Source organism: Nocardia sp. NPDC056564 (assembly GCF_042793755.1).
Taxonomy (GTDB): Bacteria; Actinomycetota; Actinomycetes; order Mycobacteriales; family Mycobacteriaceae; genus Nocardia.
In genome coordinates, this window is the sequence record NZ_JBHTUR010000024.1 from 1 (window position 1) to 25364 (window position 25364).

The 25364-nt window shown below is 68.7% G+C and carries 28 protein-coding genes; 14 read left to right on the plus strand and 14 right to left on the minus strand.

Features of this window, described 5'->3' with window-relative positions; all coding sequences use genetic code 11:
• The 8 genes from ACFQ9K_RS38665 to ACFQ9K_RS38700 form a co-directional block, all read left to right on the plus strand.
• Positions 1-1790 (plus strand): thioester reductase domain-containing protein (locus ACFQ9K_RS38665; protein WP_378984313.1); only part of this gene is annotated, 1790 nt, incomplete at its 5' end.
• On the plus strand, positions 1787-3547 hold the full coding sequence (locus tag ACFQ9K_RS38670; RefSeq protein ID WP_378722588.1) for a fatty acyl-AMP ligase: 1761 nt from the start codon (positions 1787-1789) through the stop codon (positions 3545-3547). The genes ACFQ9K_RS38665 and ACFQ9K_RS38670, both read left to right, overlap by 4 nt.
• A complete protein-coding gene (locus ACFQ9K_RS38675; protein ID WP_378722589.1) occupies positions 3544-4503 on the plus strand; it encodes a hypothetical protein in 960 nt (319 codons plus the stop codon). Before ACFQ9K_RS38670 ends, ACFQ9K_RS38675 begins: the two co-directional genes overlap by 4 nt.
• Before the next feature lie 2 nt (positions 4504-4505).
• The gene (locus ACFQ9K_RS38680; RefSeq protein ID WP_378722590.1) at positions 4506-6242 is read left to right on the plus strand and encodes an HAD-IIIC family phosphatase; all 1737 of its coding nucleotides are present in this window, start codon (positions 4506-4508) and stop codon (positions 6240-6242) included.
• Positions 6235-6483: an acyl carrier protein gene (locus tag ACFQ9K_RS38685; protein ID WP_378722591.1), complete on the plus strand. Its 249-nt coding sequence runs from the start codon at positions 6235-6237 to the stop codon at positions 6481-6483. Before ACFQ9K_RS38680 ends, ACFQ9K_RS38685 begins: the two co-directional genes overlap by 8 nt.
• Positions 6480-8027, plus strand: a complete 1548-nt coding sequence (locus ACFQ9K_RS38690) for an SDR family NAD(P)-dependent oxidoreductase (RefSeq protein WP_378722592.1) — start codon at positions 6480-6482, stop codon at positions 8025-8027. The genes ACFQ9K_RS38685 and ACFQ9K_RS38690 overlap by 4 nt, the downstream gene beginning before the upstream one ends.
• Positions 7990-8949, plus strand: a complete 960-nt coding sequence (locus ACFQ9K_RS38695) for an ABC transporter ATP-binding protein (RefSeq protein WP_378722593.1) — start codon at positions 7990-7992, stop codon at positions 8947-8949. The genes ACFQ9K_RS38690 and ACFQ9K_RS38695 overlap by 38 nt, the downstream gene beginning before the upstream one ends.
• Positions 8936-9724, plus strand: coding sequence for an ABC transporter permease (locus ACFQ9K_RS38700; RefSeq protein WP_378722594.1), 789 nt, complete (start codon positions 8936-8938; stop codon positions 9722-9724). Before ACFQ9K_RS38695 ends, ACFQ9K_RS38700 begins: the two co-directional genes overlap by 14 nt.
• 5 nt (positions 9725-9729) lie before the next feature.
• Here the strand turns inward: ACFQ9K_RS38700 and ACFQ9K_RS38705 are convergent, their stop codons facing one another.
• The 4 genes from ACFQ9K_RS38705 to ACFQ9K_RS38720 all read right to left on the minus strand — a co-directional run bounded on the left by ACFQ9K_RS38705 (position 9730) and on the right by ACFQ9K_RS38720 (position 12442).
• Positions 9730-10212, minus strand: a complete 483-nt coding sequence (locus ACFQ9K_RS38705) for a hypothetical protein (RefSeq protein ID WP_378722595.1) — start codon at positions 10210-10212, stop codon at positions 9730-9732.
• A 425-nt stretch (positions 10213-10637) separates the two neighbouring features.
• Positions 10638-10880 (minus strand): hypothetical protein, encoded by a 243-nt coding sequence (locus ACFQ9K_RS38710; protein ID WP_378722596.1) that lies wholly within the window; start codon positions 10878-10880, stop codon positions 10638-10640.
• Between the two features lie 115 nt (positions 10881-10995).
• On the minus strand, positions 10996-11436 hold the full coding sequence (locus tag ACFQ9K_RS38715) for a YybH family protein (RefSeq protein ID WP_378722597.1): 441 nt from the start codon (positions 11434-11436) through the stop codon (positions 10996-10998).
• Positions 11437-11602: 166 nt separating this feature from the next.
• Entirely contained in the window at positions 11603-12442 is an 840-nt protein-coding gene (locus tag ACFQ9K_RS38720) for a helix-turn-helix transcriptional regulator (protein ID WP_378722598.1), read from the minus strand.
• A 102-nt stretch (positions 12443-12544) separates the two neighbouring features.
• On the opposite strand from ACFQ9K_RS38720, the gene ACFQ9K_RS38725 reads away from it, so the two are divergent.
• Complete coding sequence (locus ACFQ9K_RS38725; protein WP_378984316.1) at positions 12545-13261, plus strand: SDR family oxidoreductase; 717 nt, start codon at positions 12545-12547, stop codon at positions 13259-13261.
• Positions 13262-13361: 100 nt separating this feature from the next.
• A complete protein-coding gene (locus ACFQ9K_RS38730) occupies positions 13362-14228 on the plus strand; it encodes an LLM class flavin-dependent oxidoreductase (protein WP_378723874.1) in 867 nt (288 codons plus the stop codon).
• Between the two features lie 55 nt (positions 14229-14283).
• On the opposite strand, the gene ACFQ9K_RS38735 is transcribed toward ACFQ9K_RS38730, so the two are convergent.
• A complete protein-coding gene (locus tag ACFQ9K_RS38735) occupies positions 14284-15711 on the minus strand; it encodes an FAD-dependent monooxygenase (protein ID WP_378723877.1) in 1428 nt (475 codons plus the stop codon).
• A 66-nt stretch (positions 15712-15777) separates the two neighbouring features.
• On the opposite strand from ACFQ9K_RS38735, the gene ACFQ9K_RS38740 reads away from it, so the two are divergent.
• The gene (locus tag ACFQ9K_RS38740; RefSeq protein WP_378723880.1) at positions 15778-16410 is read left to right on the plus strand and encodes a TetR family transcriptional regulator; all 633 of its coding nucleotides are present in this window, start codon (positions 15778-15780) and stop codon (positions 16408-16410) included.
• Positions 16411-16446: 36 nt separating this feature from the next.
• On the opposite strand, the gene ACFQ9K_RS38745 is transcribed toward ACFQ9K_RS38740, so the two are convergent.
• Both ACFQ9K_RS38745 and ACFQ9K_RS38750 read right to left on the minus strand, forming a co-directional pair.
• Positions 16447-17691, minus strand: coding sequence for a cutinase family protein (locus ACFQ9K_RS38745; protein ID WP_378984319.1), 1245 nt, complete (start codon positions 17689-17691; stop codon positions 16447-16449).
• A gap of 88 nt (positions 17692-17779) precedes the next feature.
• Positions 17780-18268, minus strand: a complete 489-nt coding sequence (locus tag ACFQ9K_RS38750) for a DinB family protein (protein ID WP_378723885.1) — start codon at positions 18266-18268, stop codon at positions 17780-17782.
• A gap of 355 nt (positions 18269-18623) precedes the next feature.
• Here ACFQ9K_RS38750 and ACFQ9K_RS38755 point away from each other — a divergent pair, with 355 nt between their 5' ends.
• The 3 genes from ACFQ9K_RS38755 (at position 18624) to ACFQ9K_RS38765 (ending at position 20921) form a co-directional block, all read left to right on the plus strand.
• Positions 18624-19589, plus strand: coding sequence for an ADP-ribosylglycohydrolase family protein (locus ACFQ9K_RS38755; RefSeq protein WP_378723888.1), 966 nt, complete (start codon positions 18624-18626; stop codon positions 19587-19589).
• 98 nt (positions 19590-19687) lie between these two features.
• Positions 19688-19897 carry a hypothetical protein gene (locus ACFQ9K_RS38760; RefSeq protein WP_378723891.1) on the plus strand — a complete coding sequence of 70 codons (210 nt, stop codon included), beginning with the start codon at positions 19688-19690 and terminating at the stop codon, positions 19895-19897.
• 148 nt (positions 19898-20045) lie between these two features.
• A complete protein-coding gene (locus ACFQ9K_RS38765) occupies positions 20046-20921 on the plus strand; it encodes a sterol desaturase family protein (RefSeq protein ID WP_378723893.1) in 876 nt (291 codons plus the stop codon).
• 72 nt (positions 20922-20993) lie between these two features.
• On the opposite strand, the gene ACFQ9K_RS38770 is transcribed toward ACFQ9K_RS38765, so the two are convergent.
• From ACFQ9K_RS38770 to msrB, 7 genes are all read right to left on the minus strand, one after another.
• Positions 20994-21416 carry a hypothetical protein gene (locus tag ACFQ9K_RS38770; protein ID WP_378723896.1) on the minus strand — a complete coding sequence of 141 codons (423 nt, stop codon included), beginning with the start codon at positions 21414-21416 and terminating at the stop codon, positions 20994-20996.
• Positions 21413-22357, minus strand: a complete 945-nt coding sequence (locus ACFQ9K_RS38775) for a metallophosphoesterase family protein (protein ID WP_378723899.1) — start codon at positions 22355-22357, stop codon at positions 21413-21415. The genes ACFQ9K_RS38770 and ACFQ9K_RS38775 overlap by 4 nt, the downstream gene beginning before the upstream one ends.
• Entirely contained in the window at positions 22354-22827 is a 474-nt protein-coding gene (locus tag ACFQ9K_RS38780; protein WP_378723901.1) for a cupredoxin family copper-binding protein, read from the minus strand. The genes ACFQ9K_RS38775 and ACFQ9K_RS38780 overlap by 4 nt, the downstream gene beginning before the upstream one ends.
• A gap of 85 nt (positions 22828-22912) precedes the next feature.
• Positions 22913-23599, minus strand: coding sequence for a ubiquinol-cytochrome c reductase iron-sulfur subunit (locus tag ACFQ9K_RS38785; protein WP_378723904.1), 687 nt, complete (start codon positions 23597-23599; stop codon positions 22913-22915).
• On the minus strand, positions 23596-24159 hold the full coding sequence (locus ACFQ9K_RS38790; protein ID WP_378723907.1) for an RNA polymerase sigma factor: 564 nt from the start codon (positions 24157-24159) through the stop codon (positions 23596-23598). The genes ACFQ9K_RS38785 and ACFQ9K_RS38790 overlap by 4 nt, the downstream gene beginning before the upstream one ends.
• Positions 24160-24341: 182 nt before the next feature.
• On the minus strand, positions 24342-24809 hold the full coding sequence (msrA, locus tag ACFQ9K_RS38795; protein WP_378723930.1) for a peptide-methionine (S)-S-oxide reductase MsrA: 468 nt from the start codon (positions 24807-24809) through the stop codon (positions 24342-24344).
• A gap of 44 nt (positions 24810-24853) precedes the next feature.
• The gene (msrB, locus tag ACFQ9K_RS38800; RefSeq protein ID WP_378723910.1) at positions 24854-25309 is read right to left on the minus strand and encodes a peptide-methionine (R)-S-oxide reductase MsrB; all 456 of its coding nucleotides are present in this window, start codon (positions 25307-25309) and stop codon (positions 24854-24856) included.
• Between the last annotated feature and the right edge of the window lie 55 nt (positions 25310-25364).

Consider the following 25364-nt stretch of genomic DNA (forward strand, 5'->3'; position numbering starts at 1 on the left):
GCGTCAGCCCGGAAGACTATCTGGCCCTTGCCGATCGGGTGCCCTACCGGATCGAGGCGCTGCGCCGACCCGGCGGCCGCTACGACGTCGTGGTGACCGGGTGGGACGTCGCGTTGCCGTCCATCCCCGTGGCGCGCGCGGCCGAATGGCCGGACGACCTGGTTATCTCGGATCCGTTGCGGGTCAAGGCCCGCGACGATCTCGTCGTCGATGTGCGCGCCCACCTGGCGCGGCGACTACCGCAGCACATGGTCCCCGCGGCCGTCCTCGTGCTGGACGAATTCCCGTTGACCGCCAACGGGAAGCTGGACCGCCGGGCGCTGCCCGCCCCGGTTCTGCGTCGCAACACCCTGGAGTACGAGCCGCCGCGCACGCCGCTCGAGCAGCGCGTCGCGGGCGTCTTCGCGCACGTCCTCGGCATCCCGCGGGTCGGCCGCGAGGACAACTTCTTCGACCTCGGCGGCCACTCACTGCTGGCCGCGCAGCTGATCCTGCGGCTGAAGCAGAGCTTCGGCGAGGACATTCCGCTCGGCTCGCTGTTCGCCCGGCCCACCGTGGCCGGCGTGGTCGCGCTGCTCGCCGGCGAGGCCGCCACCGAGTCGGCGATCGATCTCGAGGCCGAGGTGGCCGCCGCGATCGAATCCTGGCCTGCCGCACCGTGGGCCGTGACTCCGCCGACGACCGGCGAGGTACTGCTCACCGGTGCTACCGGGTTCGTCGGCGCGTTCCTGCTGCACGAACTGCTGGCGCGCACCGACTCCCGCGTGCACTGCCTGGTGCGGGCGGACAGCCGGGAAGCGGCCCGCGCGCGCCTGGCGGCCACCTTCGACAGCTACGAACTGCCCCGGGACTCGTTCGATCGGGTCGTCCCGGTCCTCGGCGATCTGGCCGCACCGCGACTCGGCCTGTCCGAGAAGCAGTTCCTGCTGCTGGGCCGCACGATCGAGGCGATCTACCACAACGGCGCGCAGGTGAACTTCGCGCTGCCGTACCGGGTGCTGGCGGCGGCCAACGTCCATGGCACCCAGGAGCTGCTCACGCTGGCCCGAACCAGCGGAGCACCACTGCATTTCGTCTCCTCGCTGTACGTGCTCGGCCCCGGCGACGCGGTCGACGGGCGGGTCGCCGAACCCCGCGTCGCGCAGGATCCCACCCAACTGTCCCTCGGCTACCTGCGCAGCAAGTGGGTGTCCGAGCGGATGGTCACCGAGGCGGGCGAGCGCGGCCTGCCGGTGAGTGTGTTCCGGCTCGGCCGCATCGGCGGCGACAGCCGCACCGGCGCCTGCCAGACCAGCGATTTCTTCTGGCTGCTGGTCAAGGCCAGCCAGGAGGTCGGTCTCGCGCCGGAGGTGGACTTCGCGGTGGACCTCGCGCCCGCCGACTTCACCGGCGCGGCGATGGTCGAACTGGCCCGCGACCCGAAGCCGGGCGCGCACATCTACCACCTGCGCAACCCGGAGCCGTGCACCTTCACCGACGCCATCGGCTGGCTGCGGGAGAGCGGCCTGCCGGTGGAACTGGTGGCGCTCGACCGGTGGCGCGACGCGATCGCCGCGCATGCCGCGAGCGCGGGACCGGGTTCGGCGTCGTTCAGCGTGCTGAGCCTGTTGAGCGCCAATGACGGTCTCACCCCGCTCATCCAGTTCGACGTGGACCAGGCCGTCACCGCGCTGGACCGGGTCGGCGTGGCGTGCCCGCCGGTCTCCCGTGACCTGTTCATCCGCTACCTGGATTACTTCCGCAAGGTCGGCTTCCTCGCCGCGCCGTCACCACAGGAGGTCGGAGTATGACCACAACACTGCTCACCGGGGGCGCGCTGGAGTACGACACCCTGGTCCGCGCGCTGACCAACCAGGCCGCGCACCGGCCGGACAAGGTCGCCTACAGCTTCCTCAGCTACCCGGACTCGACCGCCAAGCACGGTGCGACCGAGTCGCTGACCTACGCCGAGATCGACCGTGCGGCACGGGCATACGCGGCCACGCTGCTCCAGGTCGCGCACCCCGGCGATCGGGCGGTGCTGCTCCTGCCGCCGGGCCTGGAGTACGTGAAGGCGTTCTTCGGCTGCCTCTACGCCGGGATCATCGCGGTGCCGCTGTATCCGCCGAGCGCGCACAATTCCAACGGCCGCATCGACGCGGTCTGCGTCGACTCCGACCCGGCCTGCATCGTGACCACCGACAGCTCGCTCGCCAATGTCACCGCCTGGCTGGACAATTCGCCGACCGACACCACCCGGCTCGTCGTGACCACCGGCGAGGTCGACGAAAAGCTCGCCATCGACTGGGAACCCGTCCTGGTGGACCGCGAGCAGATCGCGTTGTTGCAGTACACCTCCGGCTCCACCCGCACCCCGGCCGGGGTGATGGTGCCGCATCGCGGACTGCTGGACAACGCCCGGCAGGTCTACGAAATGATGTACCACGTAGGCATTTCCGCCGAGGACGAGGTCGGTTTCGTCAGCTGGCTGCCGCTGTTCCACGACATGGGCCTGATGGTCGGCGTGATCATGCCGATCATCAACGGCCACGGCGTGGTGCAGATGTCGCCGACGTCGTTCCTGCGCCGCCCCGAACGCTGGCTCCAGGCCATCAGCGACAACCCTGCGCAGGTCTTCGCCGCCGCCCCGAATGTCGGCTACGAGCTGTGCGCCGAACGCATCGGCCCGAAGGAACTCGACGGCATCGACCTGAGCCGGTGGCGCTACGCCCTGTCCGGCGCGGAACCGGTGCGGGTCAGCACGATCGAGAAGTTCCACGCGGCGTTCGCCGAGCACGGGCTGGCCCGGTCGACCCTGATCGCCGGGTACGGACTGGCCGAATCGACGCTGATCGTCTCGGTCAACTGGCGGACGCGGTCCGGGGTGCAGACCCTCACCGTGGACCGCGACGCGCTCGCCACCGGCCGGGTGGTCGTCGCCGAGCACGGCGCGGACATCGTCAGCGGCGGCGCGGCGGCCCCGGGCACCACCGTCCAGATCGTGGACCCGGAGACCGCGGTGGCGCTGCCCGATGATCGGCTCGGCGAGATCTGGGTGTCCGGCCCGGCCGTCTGCGCCGGCTACTACAACCGCCCCGAGGAGACGGAACACACCTTCCGCGGCGAACTCTCGCCGCGCGACGGCAAGTACTACCTGCGCACCGGCGACATCGGCTTCCGGCACGACGGCGAGATCTACCCGACCACCCGGCTCAAGGACCTGATCATCATCGACGGCCGCAACTACTACCCGCCGGACCTGGAGGACGCCGCCGAACAGGCGCATTCGCTGGTGTTGCCCGGCCGCTGCTCGGCCTTCTCCGTCGAGATCGGCGTGCAGGAGAAGATCGTGGTGCTCGTCGAGGCCCGCATCCCGTCCGGGGACGAGGCGCTCGCCAAGGAACTGCGGGACGCGGTGCGCCAGGCCATCTTCAGCATCCACGACGTCGGTGTGCACGAGGTGGTGCTGCTCGGCCCCGGCGCGATTCCGCGCACGTCCAGCGGCAAGATCCAGCGTTCGGCCTCGCGCACCGCCTACCTCGACGGCACGCTCCGGGGAGCGAAATGACCACGGCCCTGGCGACGCACGGCGACAAGCTGACCTGCTTCACCGCGGCGTTGGCGAGCGCCCTGGTGGCGCGTGGCGAAACGCGTTGGTGGCGGCCGCTACTCGCGGGCGGCCCGACCCTGTCGGTCAGTCCCGTCGAAGACGACCTGCTGCTGTTCGAGCACGACGCGGTCCCGCCGCTGCCCGCCCTCGGCCTGCGGGTGAACGGCGACGACGACTGGGCCACCGCCTACCACGCCCTGGAAGAGCAAGTGGCCGAGCACGGTTCGGTGGTGCTGCTCGCCGATATCTTTCACCTGCCCTGGCAGCACGGGTATCAGCGCTGGCACGCCCCGCACTGGCTGGCCGTCGTCGAGACCATCGAGGGCTGGGTGATCGAGGACCCGCTGACCATGACCACCGAGCTGGGAAAGCAGGCCGGGCAACGGATTCCGGTGCTCGCCGCGGCCGAGCTGCGTGCATGGTCGGTCGGTCTCGGCCAGGACCACACGGTCGCGCTGCTGCGCGAACGCGCGATGGCCGGTTCGTCCGCGATTCACGCAGGCAAGACCTACCGATGGCTCGAGGCGCATCCGGTCGCGCCGCTCGCCTCCGGCGCGGACCGTCTGGTGGGTGCCGACGCGCTCATCGCGCTGGCCAGTCGCTACCAGTTCGCCTCGACACCGAGCGATTTCACCCAGATCGACGATCTGTGGCAGGCGTTGCGCCAGCGCGAGTTGCTGCTGTGGGCGTCGGACCTCGATGCCGACCTGCTGGACGCGGCGGGGCGCGAGCACTGGGAACGTGCGCTCGTCGAGTGGCGCAAGCTGCCGCCGCTGCTGATGCACGCCAGGATGCGCGCCGCCGCGGGCGGCACCGTACCGACCGCGCACATCGCCGAGACGCTGTTGTCGCTCGCCGAATTCGAGGGCAAGCACTCGGCTTTCGCGCACAATCCGCGTACCGGGCGGGAGTAGTCATGACAACCGATGTGGCAGTGCGGCTTTCGCCCGCCGACGGCTACCTGGTGTGGACGCAGCGCGCGAAAGCGCTGACGCACGAGTCCGGGATCGCGGTGCGGGTGGCGCTGCTGGCCACCTACACCACCGATTTCCTGGCCGAGCTGCTGCCGCTGGCGGGCGCCCGCGCGGGACTGCGGCCCGAACTCCTGGAGTTTCCGTTCGGTCAGGTCGAGCAGGTGCTGCTCGCGCCCCGAACACCCTTCCGCGAAGGCGATTACGTAGTCCTGGCCGCTACCCATCACGACGTCACCGGCACGGTCGACGAGACCGTGAACCGCTGGGTCGGGCTCTGGGACGCGGCCGCGCGTTCCGGTGTCCGGGTCGTCCAGCTGGGTTTCGCACCGCCCGCCGTGGACGCCTACGGTCCGGCCGCCTGGCGCACCCCGCAATCGCTGTCGCACCGCATTCGGGAGATCAACACCCGCTTGGCCGAACAGGCCTCCGGGCGAGTGCTTTTCGTCGATATCGAACAGCTCGCCGCCCAGGTCGGCCTGCGGCAGTGGGAAGATCCGCGCAGCTGGTACCGCGTGCGCCAGCCGTACGCGCCGGACAGCCTGCCCTGGCTGGCCGCCGCCATCGCCGACACGATCGCCGCCGACCGCGGGCGTAGCGCGCGGTGTGTGGTCGTGGATCTCGACGGCACCCTGTGGGGCGGCGTCCTCGGCGACGACGGCATCGACGGCATCCGCGTCGGCACCGGCCCCGACGGTGAGGCGTTCGCCGACTTCCAGCGCTACCTGCGCGCGCTGACCGAGCGCGGGGTGCTGCTCGCCGTGGCCAGCAAGAACGATCGCGACCTCGCCCTGCGCGCGATCGCCGAGGCGCCCGGCATGGTGCTGCGGGTCGAGGACTTCACCCATATCGTCGCCGACTGGCGGCCCAAATCCGAACAGCTCCAGGAGATCTCGGACCGGATCCGGCTCGGCCCGCACAGCATCGCCTTCGTCGACGACAACCCGGCCGAATGCGCCCAGGTGGTCGCCGCGCACCCGGAGGTGCGCGCGCTGTGCCTGCCCGCCGCACCCGCCAGGTTCGCCACCGAACTCGCGGCGCTGCCCTGGCTGCATCCCGGCTCGCTGTCCAGCGAGGACTTCACCAGGCAGCGCTCCTACCGGGCGCTGGCCGCCGCCGAGCGCACCGCGACGGATGACCTCGACGAATTCCTGGCCGGCCTGGAGATGGTGGCCACGATCGACCCGATCGACAGCACCACCCTCGACCGGGCCGCGCAGCTGATCGCCAAGACCAACCAGTTCAACCTGACCACCCGCAGACACACCCAGATCCAGGTCCGGAAGATGGCCGAGGACCCGCGATGGTTCGCCGCCACCCTGCGCCTGCGGGACCGCTTCGCCGACCACGGCATCGTCGGCGTGCTGCTGGCCGAGGTGGTGGGCGACGGCCGCGCCGTCGAGATCGACACCCTGCTGCTCAGCTGCCGGGTGATCGGCCGGAACGCGGAAGACAATCTCCTGGCCGCCGTCGCCGAATGGGCGCTGGCACAGGGCAGTTCGCGATTGGTGGGCCGGTATCTCCCGACCGCCCGCAACGCGCTGGTGCGCGACCTGTACCCCGGGCACGGCTTCGCCCTCGAAGCGGAGTCCGAACAGGGGTCGGTATTCGGTTACGACCTTTCGGGCGGCGCACTCGCGCGCAGCCCGCATGTGCGAGAGGCGCAGAGGCAACATGGCTAGTGATCTGATGGAGCAACTGCTCGAGCTGTTCGCCGAGGTGGTCGGCGAGCCGGCCGCGCACGGCGCCGACACCGTGCGCGACGACATGGACACCTGGGACTCGCTCGCCCAGGTGCGCCTGGTCTACGCGGTGGAACGCGCCTTCGCGGTGGAACTTCCGGAGAGCACGCTCACCTCCGAACCCTCCCTCGCCGAGATCGCCGCGTCCGTCGCGGCCGCACGGCGGGAGCGGGTGTCATGAATTCCAGGGTCTTCCGGGTCACCGACACGGATGTGGCGGCCTACGCCGCCGCGGTCGGCGACCGCAATCCGCTGCACGTGGACAACGACTTCGGGCACCGATCGCCCTACGGCCGGCCGGTCGCGCACGGCGCGCTGGTGGTCACCCTCGCGCTGGCCGCGCTGGCCGAGACCACCGATCCGATGGCGGTGCGCGAGATCCGGGCGACCTTCCGCCAGCCCACGATTCCGGGCCGCCGCTATGAGGTGGACTGGACGGTGTCGGAGAGCGAGGCTCGCGGGCGGGTCAGCTTCGGCGGGATCGAGGTGGTCGGCATCCGCTGCCGGCTCGGCTCGGTGCTGCCGTGGTGCGGTCCCGCCGCCGAGGATCAGCCGCGGCGGGACGCGCCGCGGGTGCTCGGATTGGCCGATGTGGCCGGTGATTCCGCGCAGGCGCCCGGCCGGGAGAAGGGGTCGTATTCGGTCGACTATCCGTTGATCGCGGGCCTGGTGTCACGGGTCATCGGCGGCCGGGTGCCCGAACATGTTGCGGCCGTGCTGGGCTGGGCGAGCTACTGGACCGGGATGTGCACGCCCGGCCGGGACGCGCTGCTCGTCGCGTGCACCGTCGTGCTGCACGGATCCGGTTCCGGCGCGGTCGAATTCGAGACGAACGAACCCGAGGTCGACCGGCGATCCGGCCTCGTCACGCTGCGCGCGGGCATGCGCTGCGGGGCCAGCGCCGATGTCACCGTGCAGAGTTTGATCAGAGAGTCGGTGCCGGGACCGGATCCGGCGGAACTGGCCGCGATCCTGCCGCCCTCGGCGGCGCTGGCCGGACGCACCATCCTGGTCGTCGGCGGCAGCCGCGGCCTGGGCGCCGCGGTATCGCTGGGTTTGGCCAGCCAGGGCGCGCGCGTGCTGGTGAGCTGCACCAGGGCGCCCGAGGTGCTGGCGGCCGCGTCGCACGCTTACCGGGACCGATTGTGGCCGGTGCTCGCCGACGCCAGCGACGGCTGGGCTTTGGGCGCGGCACTGCCGGAAGGCCCGCTGGACGGCGTGGTTCTCCTTGCCGCACCGGCGATTCCGACGCTGCCGCTAGCGCCCGACGCGGTCGAGACCGCCGCGCAGTTCATGGCGGCGAGCACCCGCCTGGTGTTCGCGCCGCTGTCGGTGTGCGCGCCGCGGCTGCGCAAAGGCGCGACGGTCGTGCTGATCTCGTCCGAGGCGGTGCTCGCGCCGCCGCGCTGGTGGCCGCACTACGCGGCGGCCAAGGCGGCCGTCGAGGGTCTCGCGGAATACGTTGCGCGACACCATCCCTGGAATGTCGTGGTGGTCCGCCCACCGCGGCTCTGGACCGATCTGACCAACACCCCGGGCGGGCGTGCCGTGAGCAACCCCATCGCGCCCGTCGCCGCCGACATCGTCAACGCGTTCTCCGCGGGCGACGTGGTCGCCGGGGAAGTCTCGGTGCTCGGCGCCGCAGGCTGGGGCGCACCATGGCCAATTCTGAGTGAGGAGGTGCGCGATGCTGGAGATCGCAGGCCTGAACAAGTCGTACGGTAAGAAGCAGGTCCTCACCGGGATCGATCTGATCGTGCAGCCGGGCGAGATCGTCGGGCTGCTCGGCCCCAACGGCGCGGGCAAGACCACCACGGCGTCGATCGTGTCCGGTCTCACCGCGGCCGATTCCGGCACGGTGCGCATCGACGGCATAGATATTCGCGGCAATCCCCGCCAGGCGCGGCGCAAACTCGGGTTCGCGCCACAGGAACTCGGCGTGTACCCGACGCTCACCGCGGCGGAGAACCTGATCTTCTTCGGCCGGCTCATGGGCGTCGGGCGCAAGGACCTGACCGCGCGCATCGCCGAGGTCGGCGAGCGACTCGGGGTCACGCCCTTCCTGACCACGCGGGCGCATCAGCTCTCCGGCGGTCAGCAGCGCAGGCTGCACACCGCGATGGCGTTGCTGCACGAGCCGGACGTGCTCTGGCTCGACGAGCCGACCGTCGGCGCCGACGTCTCGGCGCGCCAGGACCTGCTCGTCGAGGTGCGCAACCTGGCCGATCAGGGCGCTGCCGTCGTCTACGCGACGCACTACCTGCCCGAGCTCGAAGTGCTCGACGCCCGCGTGGTCGTCCTGCATCAGGGCCGGATCCTGGCCCAGGGGAGCGCCGCGGATCTGGTCGAGCGGCACGCGCAATCGGCGGTGAGCCTGGAGTTCTCCGCGGCCATCCCCGCGAGCCTCGGCGGCTTCCTCGCCGCACCGGGCGCGGTGGTGCTGGAGTCGAAGCGGCTGAACATCCCGACCAATACGCCCGGCCAGCTGCTCGCGCAGCTGTTCGCCACCCTGGACACCGATACCGACCAGCTGCTGGCCGCGGAGATCCACCACCCGAACCTGGAGAACGCGTACCTGGCGATCATGCGCGCGGCGCAGGACGCGGACGAGCCGCCCGTGGAAGGGATCCGAGATGCTGTTGCATGACTCCGCTGTCGACCGGGTACGCGCGTTGTCCTGGGCCGATCTGCGCCGCATTCGATCCGATCCGGCCCAGCTCATCGTGATGATGGTGCTGCCGATCGGCATGATGGCGTTCCTGACGCCGGCCAACCGGGCGCAGTTGCGGCTGACCGGGTACTTCGACGCGACCGGCATCGAACAGTCCGGGCCGGGCACCATCGTGTTGTTCGCGTTCTTCATCACCACCCTGCTCGGTGCCTCGTTCTTCCGCGAACACGAGTGGGGGACCTGGGATCGGCTGCGGGCAGCGCCGGTGCGGGCGGTCGAGGTGATCATCGGGAAATCGTTCCCGTCGGTGCTGTTCTCGGTGTTCCAGCTGACCTTCCTGTGGGTGGTCGCGTTCGCGTTCTGGGATCTGCACAGCAAGGGGTCGACCTGGCTGCTGGTTCCGCTTACCGCGTCGCTCGCCGTCGCCACCTGGGGATTCGGCATCGCGCTTGTGTCGTTGTGCCGCAGCATCGATCAGCTCGCGATCATGGCGCAGGTGGGTTCGCTGGCCATCGGCGGACTCGCGGGCACCATCACCCCGCGCGACACGCTGCCCGCCTGGGCGCGCGCGTTGTCGCCGTACACGCCGCAGTACTGGGCGTTGAAGGGGTATCAGGACGTCATCCTGCACGGCGCCGGGTTCGGCGACATCGTGAAACCGTGCCTGATCCTGATCGCCGTCGGCGTCGCGGGCGGACTGGTCGCCCTGTTCAAGTTCCGGCTCAATCACACCAAGATCGGGCGGAGCTGAGGCGGTTACTCGATCGGCTGGGTGATCGCGTTGTGCTCGTCGTTGATCAGGTGGAACGCGGACGCCAGGTCGTCGAGCGCGGTCTGCCAGAGCGATTCGGTGCCGTCGCCGTGCGGGTTGCCGCTGCTCAGCGAGAGCAGCACCTGCGCGGCCTCGGCGGCGCGGGCCGCGGCGTCGAGCAGCACCGGGGCCTGGTCCGAGGTGTCGCGCGGGGCCAGCGCGTCGATCCGGTTGTGCAGCCAGTGCGCGTCGAAATGAGCCTGTTCGGTGGCGTTTTCGCCGTCCAGCGCGGGCTGGGTGCTGGCCGCGGTCCAGCGGCGGGCCAGTTCGTTCTGATCCGGCGCGTTGGTCACCGCGCTGCGCAGTTCGCTGCTGAACACGCGCTGCAACAGCGCCGCCAGCTTCGCGCGTTCGACCGCGGTGTCGTGGTGCGCGGGGGCATCGGCGTCGCCAGGGTCGATATGCAGCACCGCGAGAATTGCCCTCAATTGCGCGATCGTGGCCACTCAACCCCTGCCTTGTCCTGACTCGCCGAGCCGCTCTCGGCTACCACCCGACCCCCGGTACCCCGAACGATTAACCAAATGATAGCCGCACGGTGTCAGTGTGGCACCGCAAACGCCGTGCGAATCGCGCGCGCATGGACTGCTGCGCAACCGATCTCGATGTCGGACTCTGGTTGAACGTCGAATCATCGCGCCCGGGATGCCGGGCGTCGCCGACACCGTGCCTGACGGTCGGGAAGCCGCGCTGGTGCGGGTGTGTGGTCCGGCGCTCCTGGCCGGACGCGCCGGTGCGTCGATGCGTGCTCATCGTGACCTCATTCCGAAACGTCGATGCCTTCACATCTAAGTTCGGTTTGCTGCCCCGTCTGGATTGTCGGCACGCCCGAGCAAATTCGGGACCGGGCGGGTCAGGGGCGGCTGTAAGTCGACGCGACCATGTCCAGCACCAGATCCTGGAGTAGTCGGCGGGTCGCGTGCGCCTGCTCGATCAACGGCTCCGACGAGCCGCCTTCGGCCAGGTCGACGAGCTGATTCATCAGATGACACACGGCAACCAGCCGTCGCACGGCTTGCCGCCGCTCCCCGCAGGTGAGGTCGGTACGCATGATGTCCCAATCGCGCCACGCCCGGAGATCGTTTCGTGTCGCCACGCCGACCCCGGAACCCATTCCCCGCAGTGGTTTTCCCGGCCGTTCCGGATTGTGGTATCCGCAACCGGTAGCTCGCTGGGTTGCCGCGGGATTCGGTGCGCGCGGCTGAGTCCGGTCAGGGGGTGAGGTTCAATACCGCGGTGCCGTCGGTGAAGTCGGTCGGCACCGAGGTGTGGTCGTGCACGATGCGCCACCGGCCGTCGCGCTTCTGGAAGCAGGCGGTCCAGCGTAGCCAGATGTCGGTGTCCTGGCCGTCGGTCATCGTGCCCATCATGTGATTGAGGCTGCGGCTGAACGCCAGGTCGGTGCCGAGGGTGATATCCAGTTCGCGGATCTCGAAATAGATCGGCCCGGCGAAGTTCGCGAACGTCTCCTCCCACGGTTTGCGGTAGGTGTCCGTGCCGACGTAGCGCAGCGGCGGCACGATGTCGAACGACACCGTGTCCGCGGCGTGAATCGCCATCGCCGCGTCCACGTCGCGCGTACGAAACGCCTCCACCCATCGATCGATCAATCCCCGGATCTCCGCCTCGTCGGCCGTCGTCGAAGGAGTCATCGTCCACCTCGAGCTTCCCCCACGGCCACCCCGACGACCAGCAGGTAGGTTGTTCGACTGCACCGTCACCCTGCCAGAGGGCACCGACAGGTTCGGCCGCACGATCGCTGCCGGGTTCCGGAGTGTGCGGTGGTCACGGGGGTGCGCGAGCGCGACACCTGGTCCGCTAGCCGGTCAGGGACTGGGTGCCGAGGACGGTGAGCAGGGCGAGGCGTTCGGCGTCTTCGGTGCCAGGGGCGGCGGTGTAGATCATGATGCGGAGGTCGCTGCCCGCCACCGTGAGGACGTCGCAATCCATGGTGAGCGGGCCTACCCGGGGGTGGTCGATCGTCTTCTGGGCGGCCTCGCGGCGGCCGACCGCGCCGGAGTCCCATAGTTCGGTGAAGCGGGTGCTGTTGGCGCGCAGGTCCGCGATGAGTCTGCGCAGGCGCTGGTCGGCCGGATACTGGGCGGCGGCGGTGCGCAGGTCGGAGACCAGCGAGATTTCGTGGGCGAGCGTGGCCTCGGGGGTGCGGCGGGCGGGGATGCCGGGGCCGGCGAAATGGCGCCACGCGCCGTTGCGGTTGGGGTCGTTGGGTGCGGGTGGCTCGCCCATCAGCGCCGCGTACGGTTGGTTGAATTGCAGCAACGTCCAGGCGGCGTCATAGACCGCGACGGGCGTTCCGGTCAGCCGGTCGAGCACCCGCTGCACGCTCGCGGTGACGTAGGTGGGCACGGTGTCCGGGTCCGGCAGGGCCAGACCCGCCAGCCGGAACAGATGCGCGCGCTCCACCGCGGATAACCGCAACGCCCTGGCCAGCGCCTCGACCACCTGCGTCGACGGGTTGGACGCGCGGCCCTGTTCGAGCCGCGTGACGTAGTCGACCGAGATGCCCGCCAGCATCGCCAGCTCCTCGCGGCGCAGACCGGGCGCGCGCCGCTGCCCACCGGTGGACAGCCCGGCCGCCTCGGGGGCGACCCGGTCGCGCCAGCGCCGCACCGCCTTCCCGAATTCCGCTGTCGCCATGCTGGCCAGTCTGCCCGCGCGGCGGCTCGCGTGCCTGGTATCAGCAGTCCCAGGATGGCCAGACGACTGGCTGACCTGGCGGTTCGGCGCGAGGCTCGACGCATGACAACGACACTGATCACCGGAGCGAACAAGGGCCTCGGCTTCGAGACCGCCCGCCGGCTAGTCGCGGCGGGCCACACCGTCTACCTCGGCAGCCGGGACGCCGAACGCGGCCGCCGTGCCGCCGAACAACTGGGTGCGCGGGCGGTGGTCATCGACGTCACCGACGACGCGTCCGTCGCCGCGGCGGTGCGGACCATCGACGCCGACGGCGGGCTGGATGCGCTGATCAACAACGCGGGCATCGCCGGCATCGAAGCCCGGTCTCAGGACGGAGCCGAGATCGGCGCCGCGGTGGTGACCGCCGAGGAGATGCGGACGGTGTTCGAGACGAACGTCTTCGGCGTCGTCCGGGTGACCCACGCGTTCCTGCCGCTGCTGCACCGCTCCGCCGCGCCCGTCGTGGTGAATGTGAGCAGCGGGCTGGCATCGCTGGCGAACGCCGCCACTCCGGGTGCGCCCGCCTACTTCTATTCCGGCGTCGCGTATCCCGCGTCCAAGACCGCGGTCAACATGATCACCGTGCAATACGCCAAGGCATTGCCGAATATCCGGATCAACGCGGTGGAGCCCGGCTATACCGCGACAGATCTGAACTCGCACAGCGGAACTCAGACCGTCGCCCAGGGCGCCGAGATCATCGTCCGCATGGCGCAGGTGCCACCGGACGGCCCGACCGGCGGCTATTTCGATGCCGCCGGAACGTTGCCCTGGTAGTCCGGCGAGCGGCTGGATCGGCGCGTCCGCCGAGCTGAGCACCGTTGCGGCAGAATTCATTCCGCTTGCCTGCCGCGGTCCGACCCCGCAGTATTCCGGTATGCGATTCTCGATCAACATTCCGAACTTCGGGGACTTCGCCGACGCCCGAACGGTGGCCATGGCCGCTCAGGCGGCGGAGGAAGCAGGCTGGGACGCGCTCTTCATCTGGGACCATGTGGTTCTCGACAAGAAAGAACGTCGAGGCCAGCCATTCGGCGACCCCTGGATGCTCCTGACGGCGGCCGCCTTGGCGACCTCCCGCCTGAAGCTCGGCACCCTGGTCACCCCGGTAGCCCGCCGGCGCCCGGAGCAGCTCGCCCGCCAGGTCGCCACCCTGGACGCGCTGAGCGGCGGCAGAGTCATCTTCAGTGCAGGACTGGGCGGACCGATCGAGGACGAATTCGGCAGCTTCGGCGAACCGACCGACCCAGTCCTGCTCGCCGAGCGCCTCGACGAGGGCCTGGATCTGCTGGAGCGCTACTGGTCCGGTAAACCGGTCGACCACGACGGCAAGCACTATCAGGTCCGCGACGTCACCCTGCTTCCCGCCGCCACCCAGCGCCCCCGCCCGCCGGTCTGGATCGCCGGCTTCTGGCCCCACCGTCGCCCCATCCGCCGAGCCGCCCGCTGGGACGGGGTCGTCCCCCTGTTCAGCGGCGGCCACGGCACCATCCCGCCCCTCGACGAATTCCGCGATCTCCTCGGGTATCTCGGCGAACAGCGAAAAGACCCCGCCCTCAACAACTTCGACGTGATAGTAGGCGGCATAACCCCGGGCGACCCCGCCAAAGCCCGCGACCTGATCGCCCCCTACGCCGAAGCCGGCGCAACCTGGTGGGACGAACGCCAACTGATGACCACGCCCGCCCTGCACCGCCTCGCCCCGGTCATGCGCCGAATCAACCAGGGCCCGCCCACGCTGTAGTCAGCGGCGGCGGGCTCCTATCGTCGCGGCAAATTGGCGACCGACGGGTCGGTGTTCAGCCGAACCAGCGGGTGAGGGCCGCCTCGAGTGGCTGCTCGTCGGCGGCGGACCAGGCGATGTAGCCGTCGGGCCGGATCAGGACGGTGGGGGTGTCGTCGTCGGCCTTGGCGGTGACGTGGTCGACGCGGTCGGACCAGCGGTCGATCGACCGGGGTGTGTCGTCGAGTGAGAGCAGCAGGCCACGGCCGGAACGCATCAGCGTGCTCACCCGGGTCTGGCCGTCCGGGGTGGTCAGGTCGAGGTCGATCATGCGTGGGCCGAGTCCGGCGTACTGGATGTCGAGCCCCGACATCATGCCCGAGATGAAGTAGTTGGCGTCCGGCAGGCGGAGCAGGTCGGTGAACATGTCGCGGACCGCGCCGATGTTGTCGTCCTGGGTGGGATTCAGGATCACGCCCTGTGCGCGGGTGGTGCGCAGCACGCGCGCGGCGACCGGGTGACGCTCGTCGTGATAGCTGTCGAGCAAGCCCTCGGGAGCCCAACCGTGCACTGTCGCAGCGAGTTTCCAACCCAGGTTGACGGCGTCCTGGATGCCGAGGTTCACCCCTTGGCCGCCGATCGGCAGGTGGATGTGGGCGGCATCCCCGGCGAAAAGCACCCTGCCCTCGCGATAGTGCTCGACCTGCCGGGTGGCATTGCTGAATCGGGAGGCCTCGCGCAGCTCGCCCAACCGGGTCTCCGGTCCATACACCGCCGCTAGGGCTTCGTTGACTTCCGCTGCGCTGATCGGCTTTTCGCGATCGGGTCGGGAATCGGAGGCCTTGCCGAAGATGAGCCGGTACAGCTCGCCCTCGATGGGATGCAGGGTGGTGAAGTAACCGTTGGCGGACTTCATGTATCGGCTGAAATGTTCGGAAGTGGTTGGCACGGCGTCGGATCGGGACGCGAGCGTGAGATCGGCGACCACCGACGACATCGTGCCCGCGGTCCCGGGGAAGGGGACGCCGAGCAGCTTGCGCACCGTGCTGTGCCCGCCGTCGCACGCGACCAGATAACTGCCACGAACGTCGCCGACCGTGACTCCGGCGGAATCCTGTTCGACCGCGGACACGTCGACCCCGCGCAGCACCGGCACGCCTTGGTCGAGGAGGAGCTGTTCGAGGAACGCCTCGAGCCGCGTCTGCGGGATGCCGACCGGATACGGGTGACGAGTCCGCCACGGCCGGCAATCCAACTCGACCGGAAGGCCGGCGAAATGCCCGCCGAACTGGCCGCGCGGCACGGAAAGGTCGAGCAGCGGATCGAGCATTCCGCGCAGGTCGAGCACTTCCGCGGTCCGCGGTTGCAGCCCGCCCGCCCGGGACTGGGCACTCGGGGTGAGCCGCTTCTCCAGCACCACCACCGGTACTCCGGCCAGGGTCAGCTCGTTGGCCAGCATCAATCCGGTCGGGCCTGCGCCGACCACGATCACTTCGGTTTTCACGTCATCCTCCAAAAGTAGACTCGATGCAACAATACACTTGATCTACCAATGCGCTAGAGTGTGTTCATGACCGAACCGACGGGCCTGCGCGAACGCAAGAAGATCCGCATCCGTGAGCACATCGCGGCAACGGCGATCGGCATGTTTCTCGAATCAGGCTTCGATCAGGTCTCCATCACCGACATCGCCCGGGCGGCCGACGTCTCCCGCCGCACCCTGTTCGCGTACTTCGCCACCAAGGAAGACCTGGTCCTGCAACGGTTCGCCGACCACGAGGACGAGGCGGCCCGCACCGTTCGCGCGCGCCGTCCCGATCAACCACCCCTGGACGCGTTGCGCGAAGCCCACCTGGACGCGCTGCGCCGGCGCGACCCGAACACCGGCCTCAACGACACCCCCGAAATCATGGCCTTCCTCCAATTGGTCTTCGGCACCGAGACTCTCGCCGCCAGGCTGATGCGCTACTCCGCCCGCGGCGTCGCGACCTTGGCGGAGGCATTGCGCGACAACGGCTTCGACCCCCTGACCGCCCGCCTCCTCGCCGCCCAGATCATCGTGGTCTACCGCGAGCTCATCCTGATGAACCACGAAGCCCTGCGCGACGGCGAGTCCGCCGCAGCCCGCTACCCGGCCGCCGTCCGAGCCACCGACCACGCCTTCGACCTACTGCGTGATGGCGTGAAATCGCCTCCCGCGTAAGCGTTCCAGCCGAGCACGGTCAGCGCTGCGGGCCACTCACCGCCATTGGATCGCCGGGGACCAGCGCCAATTGAAGAATTCCAACGAGAACGTCCCCGGTTTGGGCGCGGTCGGGCAGGTGACGGTGAACGTGCCGTTGCGCGGGATGGAGATCTGAATCTCGCCCAGGTAGTTCGTCTTCCAGTTATGGGTCGCGTCGGTCGCGTTCCAGCAGCGCACCGCGCGCGGGCCCGCGCCCGCGGCGTCGGCGACAGTGACGGTGACGGTTTTGGCGTCCGCTTGGGCGATCGTTACCGCTTCCCGAGCCGGGGGCGCCGGGGCGGGGGGAGTCGAGGGTTTGCCGGGAAGTTCCGCGGGTGCCGGGCCGGGCGGATCGGTCGGCTGGATGATCCTGGCGGCTTGGACGCCGGCCCAGGTCGCGAAGTCTTTCACGCCTTCGAAAGGGTGTCCGAGGTAAAGGAAGTGCATGTCCTTATTGGTGACCGCTTTCGGCTTGCCATCCTGGCCGAACAAATCTTTGCCGTCGCACACGGGGTCGCCGTACACGCAGATCGAGACCACCGGGTCGTTGGTCTCGAAGGCCGCTCGCTGCCCGAGCGAGCCGCCGATCGACCAGTGGTCTTGATCCTGCGTGAGTTTGCCCTGGCTGTAGATCGCCTCGGTCGTGCGTGGCGACGGTCCGTTGTAAGCGGGCTCGGCAATGAGCACGACCGCCGCGATGCGGCTGCGATCGACCGGCCCGTTGCCGTGGAACACCGACTGTGCGAGATCGCCCATGATGTGGCCGCCCTGCGAATAGCCGACCAGCACGAACTTCTTCGAACGGCATTCCGCCGCTTCTTTTTTCAGCTTCTCGTAGGCGCGGGAGTAGCCGAGGTCCTTGCTCATTCGGTAGGCCGAGATGTCGTAGGCGACCCTCGCCGTCACCGCACCGGTGTCGAATGGTTCGAGGCCGGTGGCCGGATAGTTGATCGCGCCGACCTCCAGCGGACCGAGCCGGTCGGCGATCGCGGTGATCGCGGCATGCACCTGGGGGCCCACTTGGGCGTCCAACTCGTCCTTGCCGACACCGTTCGGGGGTGACCAGGCGGGCCCCTGGCCGGTCCCCGCGGCGCCGATCACGGCCGTCGGGAGACAACTGTCGGCCGACGCGATACCCGGTGCCAGTGCTGTGCTGCAGGACGCGAACATGGCGACGGAGACCGCCCATCGGCGTAGGCGCTGCACATCAGACGCCGGGTGGGCTCTCTTCCGATCCCCGCCCGGCTGATGCGTACTCACCCAACGAGTCTCGCACCGCCGGTGTGGGGTGTCTGTCCGCCGAATGCCGGACAGGGACCGGCCGGACAGAGCGCAGCGGGTTCGGCGATCAGGTTGTGGGCTGATCGATCTGTTCGCGGAGGATGTCGCCGTGGCCGGCGTGGCGGGCGAATTCTTCGATCATGGCCAGGAGGGTCCAGCGCATGCTGACGGTGCCTTCGCGGGGGTTGTGTTTGGTGGCGTCGAGGTCGAAGCGCGCGGCGATCTCGCGGGAGCGTTGGCTGGCGCGCTCGAATTCGGCGATCACGTCGGCGACGGATTCGTGGGCGGCCACGGTGAAGGTGCCTTCGTCGCGTTTCGAGTACCCGTCGCACTCGGATTCGTCGAGTCCGGCCCAGAACCGTTGGAACCAGATGCGTTCCGCCGCGGCGGCGTGTTTGATCACCGAGATCGGGGTCGTCAGCGAGGCGACAAGTCGGCGGCGGGCGTCGGTATCGGAGAGCCCGCGGACGGTGGCGATGAGTGCCGCCCGGTTGTGATCGAGCGTGTTCTCGATGAGCTCTCGCTCGGTACCATCGGTGATTCTGTTGGTAGTCATAGTGTTTCGCTCCATTCGTGCGTTGATAGCGGCTCCGGGTCGGCTGTGACGGCCGGAGCATGATGGGCAGGCGTGGCTTCAGCTGCGGATCTCGAGACCGGCTCGTCGCATCCGATGACGGAGCCGAGCCGGGGAAGGGGAGCATTCGATGCGCTCGCCGCGAAATGCGTACTGAGAGTGGCAACGCGGGCAGATTCACACCGCAGCCAAAGGGACCGAGCACCGAACGCGGTGCTGCCGAGTCACAGTATGGCACAGGCCGTCGCAATCGCTTACGTCGAGCCTTGAACCCCACCGGCGCCTCGGGGCAAGGGGTTGCGGCCGACCAAGGGCGTGGTGGTTACGATCATGGGCGATGCATGTCGACTTGATGCTTGATTCGCTGGATGGGCTGTCGGTGGGGGACTCGTTGGGGCAGGAGTTTCCGGTGATGCGGCGGTCGATTCGGGATGTTCGGGGTGGAAATCTCTCGGCGGGGCCGTGGGGGTGGACGGACGACACCGAGATGGCCTGCACGGTGGTGGCCGAGCTGGGTGCTCGGGGTGGGATCGATCAGGATCGGCTGGCCGCTGGGTTTGCGCGGCGGTTCGATCCGGGGCGGGATTACGGGTTCATCGCGGTGAGTACCTTGCGCCGGATTCGGGACGGCGCGGACTGGCGGGAGGTGGCGGGGGCGGCGTACGACGGGCAGGGGTCCTGTGGCAATGGTGGTGCGATGCGGGTCGCTCCGCTGGGCGCCTATTTCGCCGATGATCCGAAAAGAGTAGTAGCTGAGGCGGTTCGGTCGGCGCAGGTGACGCATACGCATCCGGAAGGTGTGGCCGGGGCGGTAGCGGTCGGGCTCGCGGCGGGGCAGGCAGCGCATGCGCGGCTGGCCGGAACGCGGCCGACGCCAACGGAATTCATCACCACGGTGCTCGATCATCTGGGCGACGGCGAGACGAGCCGGCTGATTCGCCACGCCCGTGCCCTGCTCGGTACCTCCGTCGAACAGGCGGCGGCGGAACTCGGCAACGGATCTCAGGTCACCGCGCAGAACACGGTGCCGTTCACGATATGGGTCGCGGCAACGCATCTGGCCGACTATCCGTCCGCCATCACCGCGTGCCTCGCGGCGGACGGTGATATCGACACCACCAGCGCCATTGTCGGCGGCATCGTTGCCGCCTACACCGGCACCGGCGCCGACTCGGGCCCGATCATCGGCGTCCCGCCCGCCTGGCTTTCCGCACGAGAACCACTGCCGGACTGGTTCGATCCGAACCGCTGGCCCCGGCGCCGCAAAAGCCGCCTTCGACGCTGGCTGTCCGGCGCATCGTGAGCCGAACCGGTGACACCGTCGGGTACGAATAACGCGAGTCGATCGGCCCCCCGCGTTCGCCACCGTCCGTCCGCGCCGACTTGGATTATTGTGGCAGCGTGGGGTTTACCGAATACGCGCCAGGCGACGTCGTCCATTTCCCGGAGGGTCCGTTCAGCGGGATCTGCGGCGTCGTGCGCGAGGTCTACGTGCGCCGGGCCAAGCTGCGCGTCGAATTCGGTGAGGGCCTCGTCCATCGGGAGGGCAACGTGCTGCGGGAACGCAGGCACAGCCTGACCGTCGACTACGACGAGGTCGAATTAGGCTAGGCGACAGACGAACCCGAACCTTCGCGCCGCCCGCCGGACCTGACGGCCCCGGACCCGCGAGAAGCGCAGGCGATCCGGGGATAGAATCGACCCGTCGCGGGTAGGCCCACTACCGCGCACATCTGGGCGAGTTCGAGGGAGGTCGGCCATGCCGGCCGAATTCCTACAGCACGCGACCACTGCTGCGGTCGGTGCCGTGCCGATCTATCTGGTCTTCATCGCGATCGAGGTGATCGCGATCCGCCTGCTCGATGCGCGCCCGGGCGCTCGGCGGGCCAAAGGATATCGCCTCGTCGACACCATCGACAGCTTCGCACTCGGCCTCGGCTCGGTGATCATTCACGGCATCACGCAGATCGGCCCGCTGGTCAGTGGCATTTCGGCGCTCTACGCCCTGACACCGTTGAAGATGCCGGCGTCGCAGTGGTGGAGTTGGGCGCTCCTGCTGATCGGCTACGACCTGCTCTACTACCTGCGCCATCGGGCCAGCCACCGGGTTCGATTGATGTGGGCCGGGCATCAGGTGCACCACTCCAGTCAGTATTTCAATCTCGCGGTCGCACTGCGCCGGAAATGGGCGCCGCCATGGCAATTGGCCTTCAATATTCCGCTGGCGCTACTCGGCTTCTCGCCCGCGATGATCGGCGTCGTCATCACCGTCGATCTGACCTACCAGTTCTTCCTGCACACCGAGACCATCGGCCGGCTACCCCGCTGGTTCGAGTTCATCTGCAACTCGCCCTCGCACCACCGAGTCCACCACGGCAGCGACCCCGACTACCTCGACCGCAACTACGGCGCCTTCCTGATCATCTGGGACCGCATGTTCGGCACCTTCGTCCCCGAAACCCACCCCGCCACCTTCGGACTAGCCCACCACATCGACAGCATGAACCCCCTGACCATCGGCGTCAGCGGCTATCGCGACATCCTGCGCGACCTGCGCGACTCCCACACCCTCCATGAACGACTCGCGTGCGTGCTCCGCCCACCCGACTGGACGACCCACCGCGGCCGGACCTAGCGCCCCCGGCCGGGGTAGGCAAAGCACATCGAGGAGAGCGTCCAACCTACGCCGCCGGTGTCGCAGACTTTGTCAGACCGGACTCTCGTGCATGGCGTTGGCCGGTTCGGCGATGCGCTGGCGCAGCATCAGTAGTGAAACCACACAGAGGACGAGGGTGGTTGCTTCGGCGATCACGCTCAGGGCCGCTTGCGGGGTGGGTTGCCATCCGATCTCGCTGAATCCGAAAAGGCCAGTGGTGCGGGACAATACGAACGCGGTCAGCGCGCCTACGGCGAGCAGGGCGGCGGCCACGCGCAAGGTCCAGGGGCCGAGGAGCAGGACGAGCGCGAGTGCGAACGAGGCTGCGGCTTGGAGCAGAAACGACGGGCCGATGAGGTGGATGTAGCGGTAGCCGTGGGCGTAGAGGTCGGCGTGGAGGTAGCCGCTGACCGCGAGGCCGACGCTGATGCCGGCGCGTAGCAGCAGATCGGCTGCTGAGAAGTTCTTGCTCATTTGAGGGTCTGCTCCTTGATCGCCAGCAGCTGCTGTCCCTTGTGATAGGTGACCTCGCGAATCCCTAAGGAGTCGTGCAGTTTTCCGGCGGGCAGGGTCACCGGCTTGGGTACCGGTCCGTCGCCGGGCCTGGGTAGGGGATAGGCCGTGGTGGTGCCGCTGTAGAAGGTGATGTTGCCCTCGGTCTTCGTGAACAGCTGGTGCACATGCCCGTTGAGGCAGGTGACCGAGGAGAACCGCTTCAGGTAGCTCAGTGCCTGAGCGGCATCGTCTGTACCCCAACCCCATTGGGGGTACATGGCGAACAACGGGATATGACTGAACACCACGATCGGTGTGTCGCTGGACAACCCGGCCACGTCCTTGCGCACGAACTCCAGCTGGTCCTGCCCCAGATGCCCGAGATTCTGCAGGTTCAACGTGTTCACCAGGGCGATCAGGTGCACGCCCGCGATGTCGAAGCTGTACCAGCCGTCGCCGCGGGTGCCCCTGCCGAACGCGGACAGGTACCGCTGCCCACCGTCGTCGGTCGAATCGTGTTCTCCCGGAACGGTGAACACGTGCGGGGTGTTCAGCCCCTTCATCATCTGCGTGACCTGGTCGAACTGTTCCGCGGTGGCCAGGTGGGTGAGGTCTCCGGTGTGGATGACGAAATCCGGTTGGTAGCCGAGCGAGTTGACCTGGTTTATGGCCTCGGTGAAGGTATCGGTCACATTGGCGTTGGCCGTCCCCTGGAATCCGATGTGACTGTCGCTGAGCTGCGCGAACCGCAGCGTCGGCCGAGTGTCCGCCGCGGCGCTCGGCGCGCTGCCCGCGACGTGGGAGATGACCTCGCCGCCGACCACGGTCAGCCCGACCGCGGCGCCGAACCAGGCGCTGTGCCGAATCAGTTGCCGCCGGGTCATGCCGTGCGGGTCGCGGTGTTCCTGCTGCTCGCTCATGGGGTGACCACCACCGTCGCCTTCATGAACGGATGGATCGAGCAGATGTAGGCGAACGTGCCCGCCTTGCTGAAGGTGAACGAGTAGGTGGCCCCGGCACCCATTCCGGGCGAGTGGAATCCGCCGTCTGTGGCGGCGACGGTGTGCGGCTCCTCGTCGTGATTGACCCAGGTAACCGTCGTGCCCGCCTTGACCGTGAGCGTCGCGGGCGTGAAGGCGAAGCCGTCGATGTTCACGGCGTTCGGCCCGGTCGGCGCGGCACCCTGCGTCGGTGGCGGCATCGACATCCCCGGCATGGCTCCGGCTGTCGGGCCGCCGGGCGGGAAGCCGGGAGTCGCTGTGCCGGAAGCGAATACGGGTGTCGGCGCGGTAGTGTCCGGGCGCGCGCCACCGCACGCACTCACCGTCGCCACCAGTGCTGCCGCCGCGACCGCGACCATCATTCGTCGGCCGCCAGGAATACGTCTCATCGATCCGGTCCTCCATCCGGGGATGACCCGCGGGGTGCGGGCCTCTCACCGACAGATAGCGACCGGGGTTACACCGGCGGCGGTGTCAGCCGGGCTGGGTCGGGGCGAATACCTCGATCGTGCCGTTGTTTTCGCGCACCTCGAGCCGCGGCAACGGCGTGGGCGCGATCGGCAGCTGATGCTCGAGCACCTGCCCGTCGGCGGCGAACGAGGTGGTGTGACAGGGGCAGCGGAGCCGGGCGACGGGCGCGTCGAGCCACAACTTGCAGCCCTGATGGGTGCATACACCGGACACCGCCGTCGCAATCCCGTTGACGCGCCGCACGAATCCGCTCAGCGTACCGACATCGAAGTGGATGATGCCGACCTCCGGCAGGTCGGAACTCGCCGCGATCGCGTGCCACGCGCCATTGTTCGGTGTCAAAGACTGTTGTGCCGCAGGCGCATTCGTGGGCCGATCGCCCACGGCGTGGTCGATCGCCGCACCGGCGGCCGCCGCTACCGCGGCCGCGGAAGTGCCGATGAGCACGTTTCGCCGCGCGGTCGCTCCGTCCGGCCGGGATTCCGTTGCGGCGTCCTCCATTTCGGCGGCGAGCCGCCGGTGGAGATCGGCCAGGAATTCCTCGCTGGGCGCCTGACTGCCGAGCCGCGCGGCCCGCAGATCGATGGCGGTCCGCATCTGCTCGGCCTCCTCCGCATCGGGCCGAAACGATCGGGGACGGTGTCCGGCCAGCAACCGCTCGACGTACCACCGCACGTCTCGCCCGCTCACGGGGCACCTCCCGTACTCTTGCGCGCCGCCATCTGTAATGCTCGATGCTGCAGCACTTTGGCGTTCGCGACGCTGACGCCCAGCGTGCTCGCCGCGTCGCGCACCGACAACCCTTGCAGGAACCGTAGTTCCAGAATCCGGCGATAGCGATCCGGCAGCCGCTCGAGCACGGCCTGTGCGCGCGCCGCGGAACCCTGGTCCGGCGGTTGCGGCGCGGGCCGATCGTCGACGATGTCGTCCTCGATCGTGGTGATCTCCCGTCCCATCCGTGTCCGCCAGTACCCCGCCAGCACGGTGCGCGCGGTGGCCCGCAGGTAGGCGCGCACCTCGGCCACGCTCGCCGACACCCGTAGCGGCCGCAGCGCGGCCATGAATACCTCCGCGGTCAGGTCCTCGGCGTCCGGCCGGTTGCCGACCTTGGTGAACATGAGCGCGAACACCCAGGAGACGTTGTCCCGGTACACGGCCTCCCAGTCCGGGTAACCGTCGCCGGAGACCAGCCGCAACTCCCGGTCCGCCCCGGGTTCCTCCCGTGCGGACCCGGCTCCCGTTCGTCCCACGATGCCTGCCTTCTGCGCCCGGTGTAACCGCGCTCCCTACTAGGTAGAGCACGGGGTTACACCCGCGGCAGTTCACCGGTGAGCACGGGCCGGCCCGCAAACGACAACTGCGCCACCTGAATCAGGTGGCGCAGTTGGTTGCGCGTCACTGGGTTACGCTGCGCCCCAGCGTCTTCGACGCGTTACTGCGCGGCGTTCTCCCGCTTGGGCAGCTTCCAGCCCGGCCGGGGGAAATGGCAGGTGTATCCGTCCGGGTACTTCTGCAAGTAGTCCTGGTGCTCGGCCTCGGCCTGCCAGAACTCGCTCGCCGGCGTCACCTCGGTGACCACCTTGCCCGGCCACAGGCCGGAGGCGTCCACGTCGGCGATAGTGTCCAGCGCGACCTGCTTCTGCTCCTCGTCGAGGTAGAAGATGGCCGAACGGTAGCTGCTCCCGATGTCGTTGCCCTGCCGATCCTTGGTGGTCGGATCGTGGATCTGGAACAGGAACTCCAGCAGCGCACGGTAGTCGGTCTGCGCGGGGTCGTAGATGATCTCCACGGCCTCCGCGTGACCCGGGTGGTTGCGGTAGGTGGGGTGATCGTTGCGGCCGCCGGTGTAGCCGACCCGCGTCGACAACACCCCGGGCTGCTTACGGATCAATTCCTCCATGCCCCAGAAACATCCGCCGGCCAAAATCGCCTTGCGCGTGTCGGTCACGCGTCCTCCTTCGTGAACAGGGTCCGATACTGCGCATACCCTTCCGCCTCGAGGTCGTCGAGGTGGACGAAACGCAGTGCCGCCGAATTGATGCAGTACCGCAGGCCGCCTTCGGCCTTCGGCCCGTCGGTGAAGATGTGCCCGAGATGGCTGCCACCGTGCGCGGACCGCGCCTCGGTGCGGATCATCAGATGGCTGAAGTCGCGCTTCTCGACCACATTCGCGGCGTCGATCGGCTTGGTGAAACTCGGCCAGCCCGATCCGCTGTCGAACTTGTCGACCGAGGCGAACAACGGCTCGCCCGACACCACGTCGACGTAGATGCCGGGTTCGTGATTGTCCCAGTATTCGCCCGTGAATGCGCGTTCGGTCCCGTTCTCCTGGGTGACGTGGTACTGCTCAGGGGACAGGGCGGCGACGGCCGCGGGATTCCTGTTGTATTCCGGTGCCACATGACCTCCTCATATCGGCCCCACGTATAACCCGGGCTCCAGGTGGGAAAGTCCC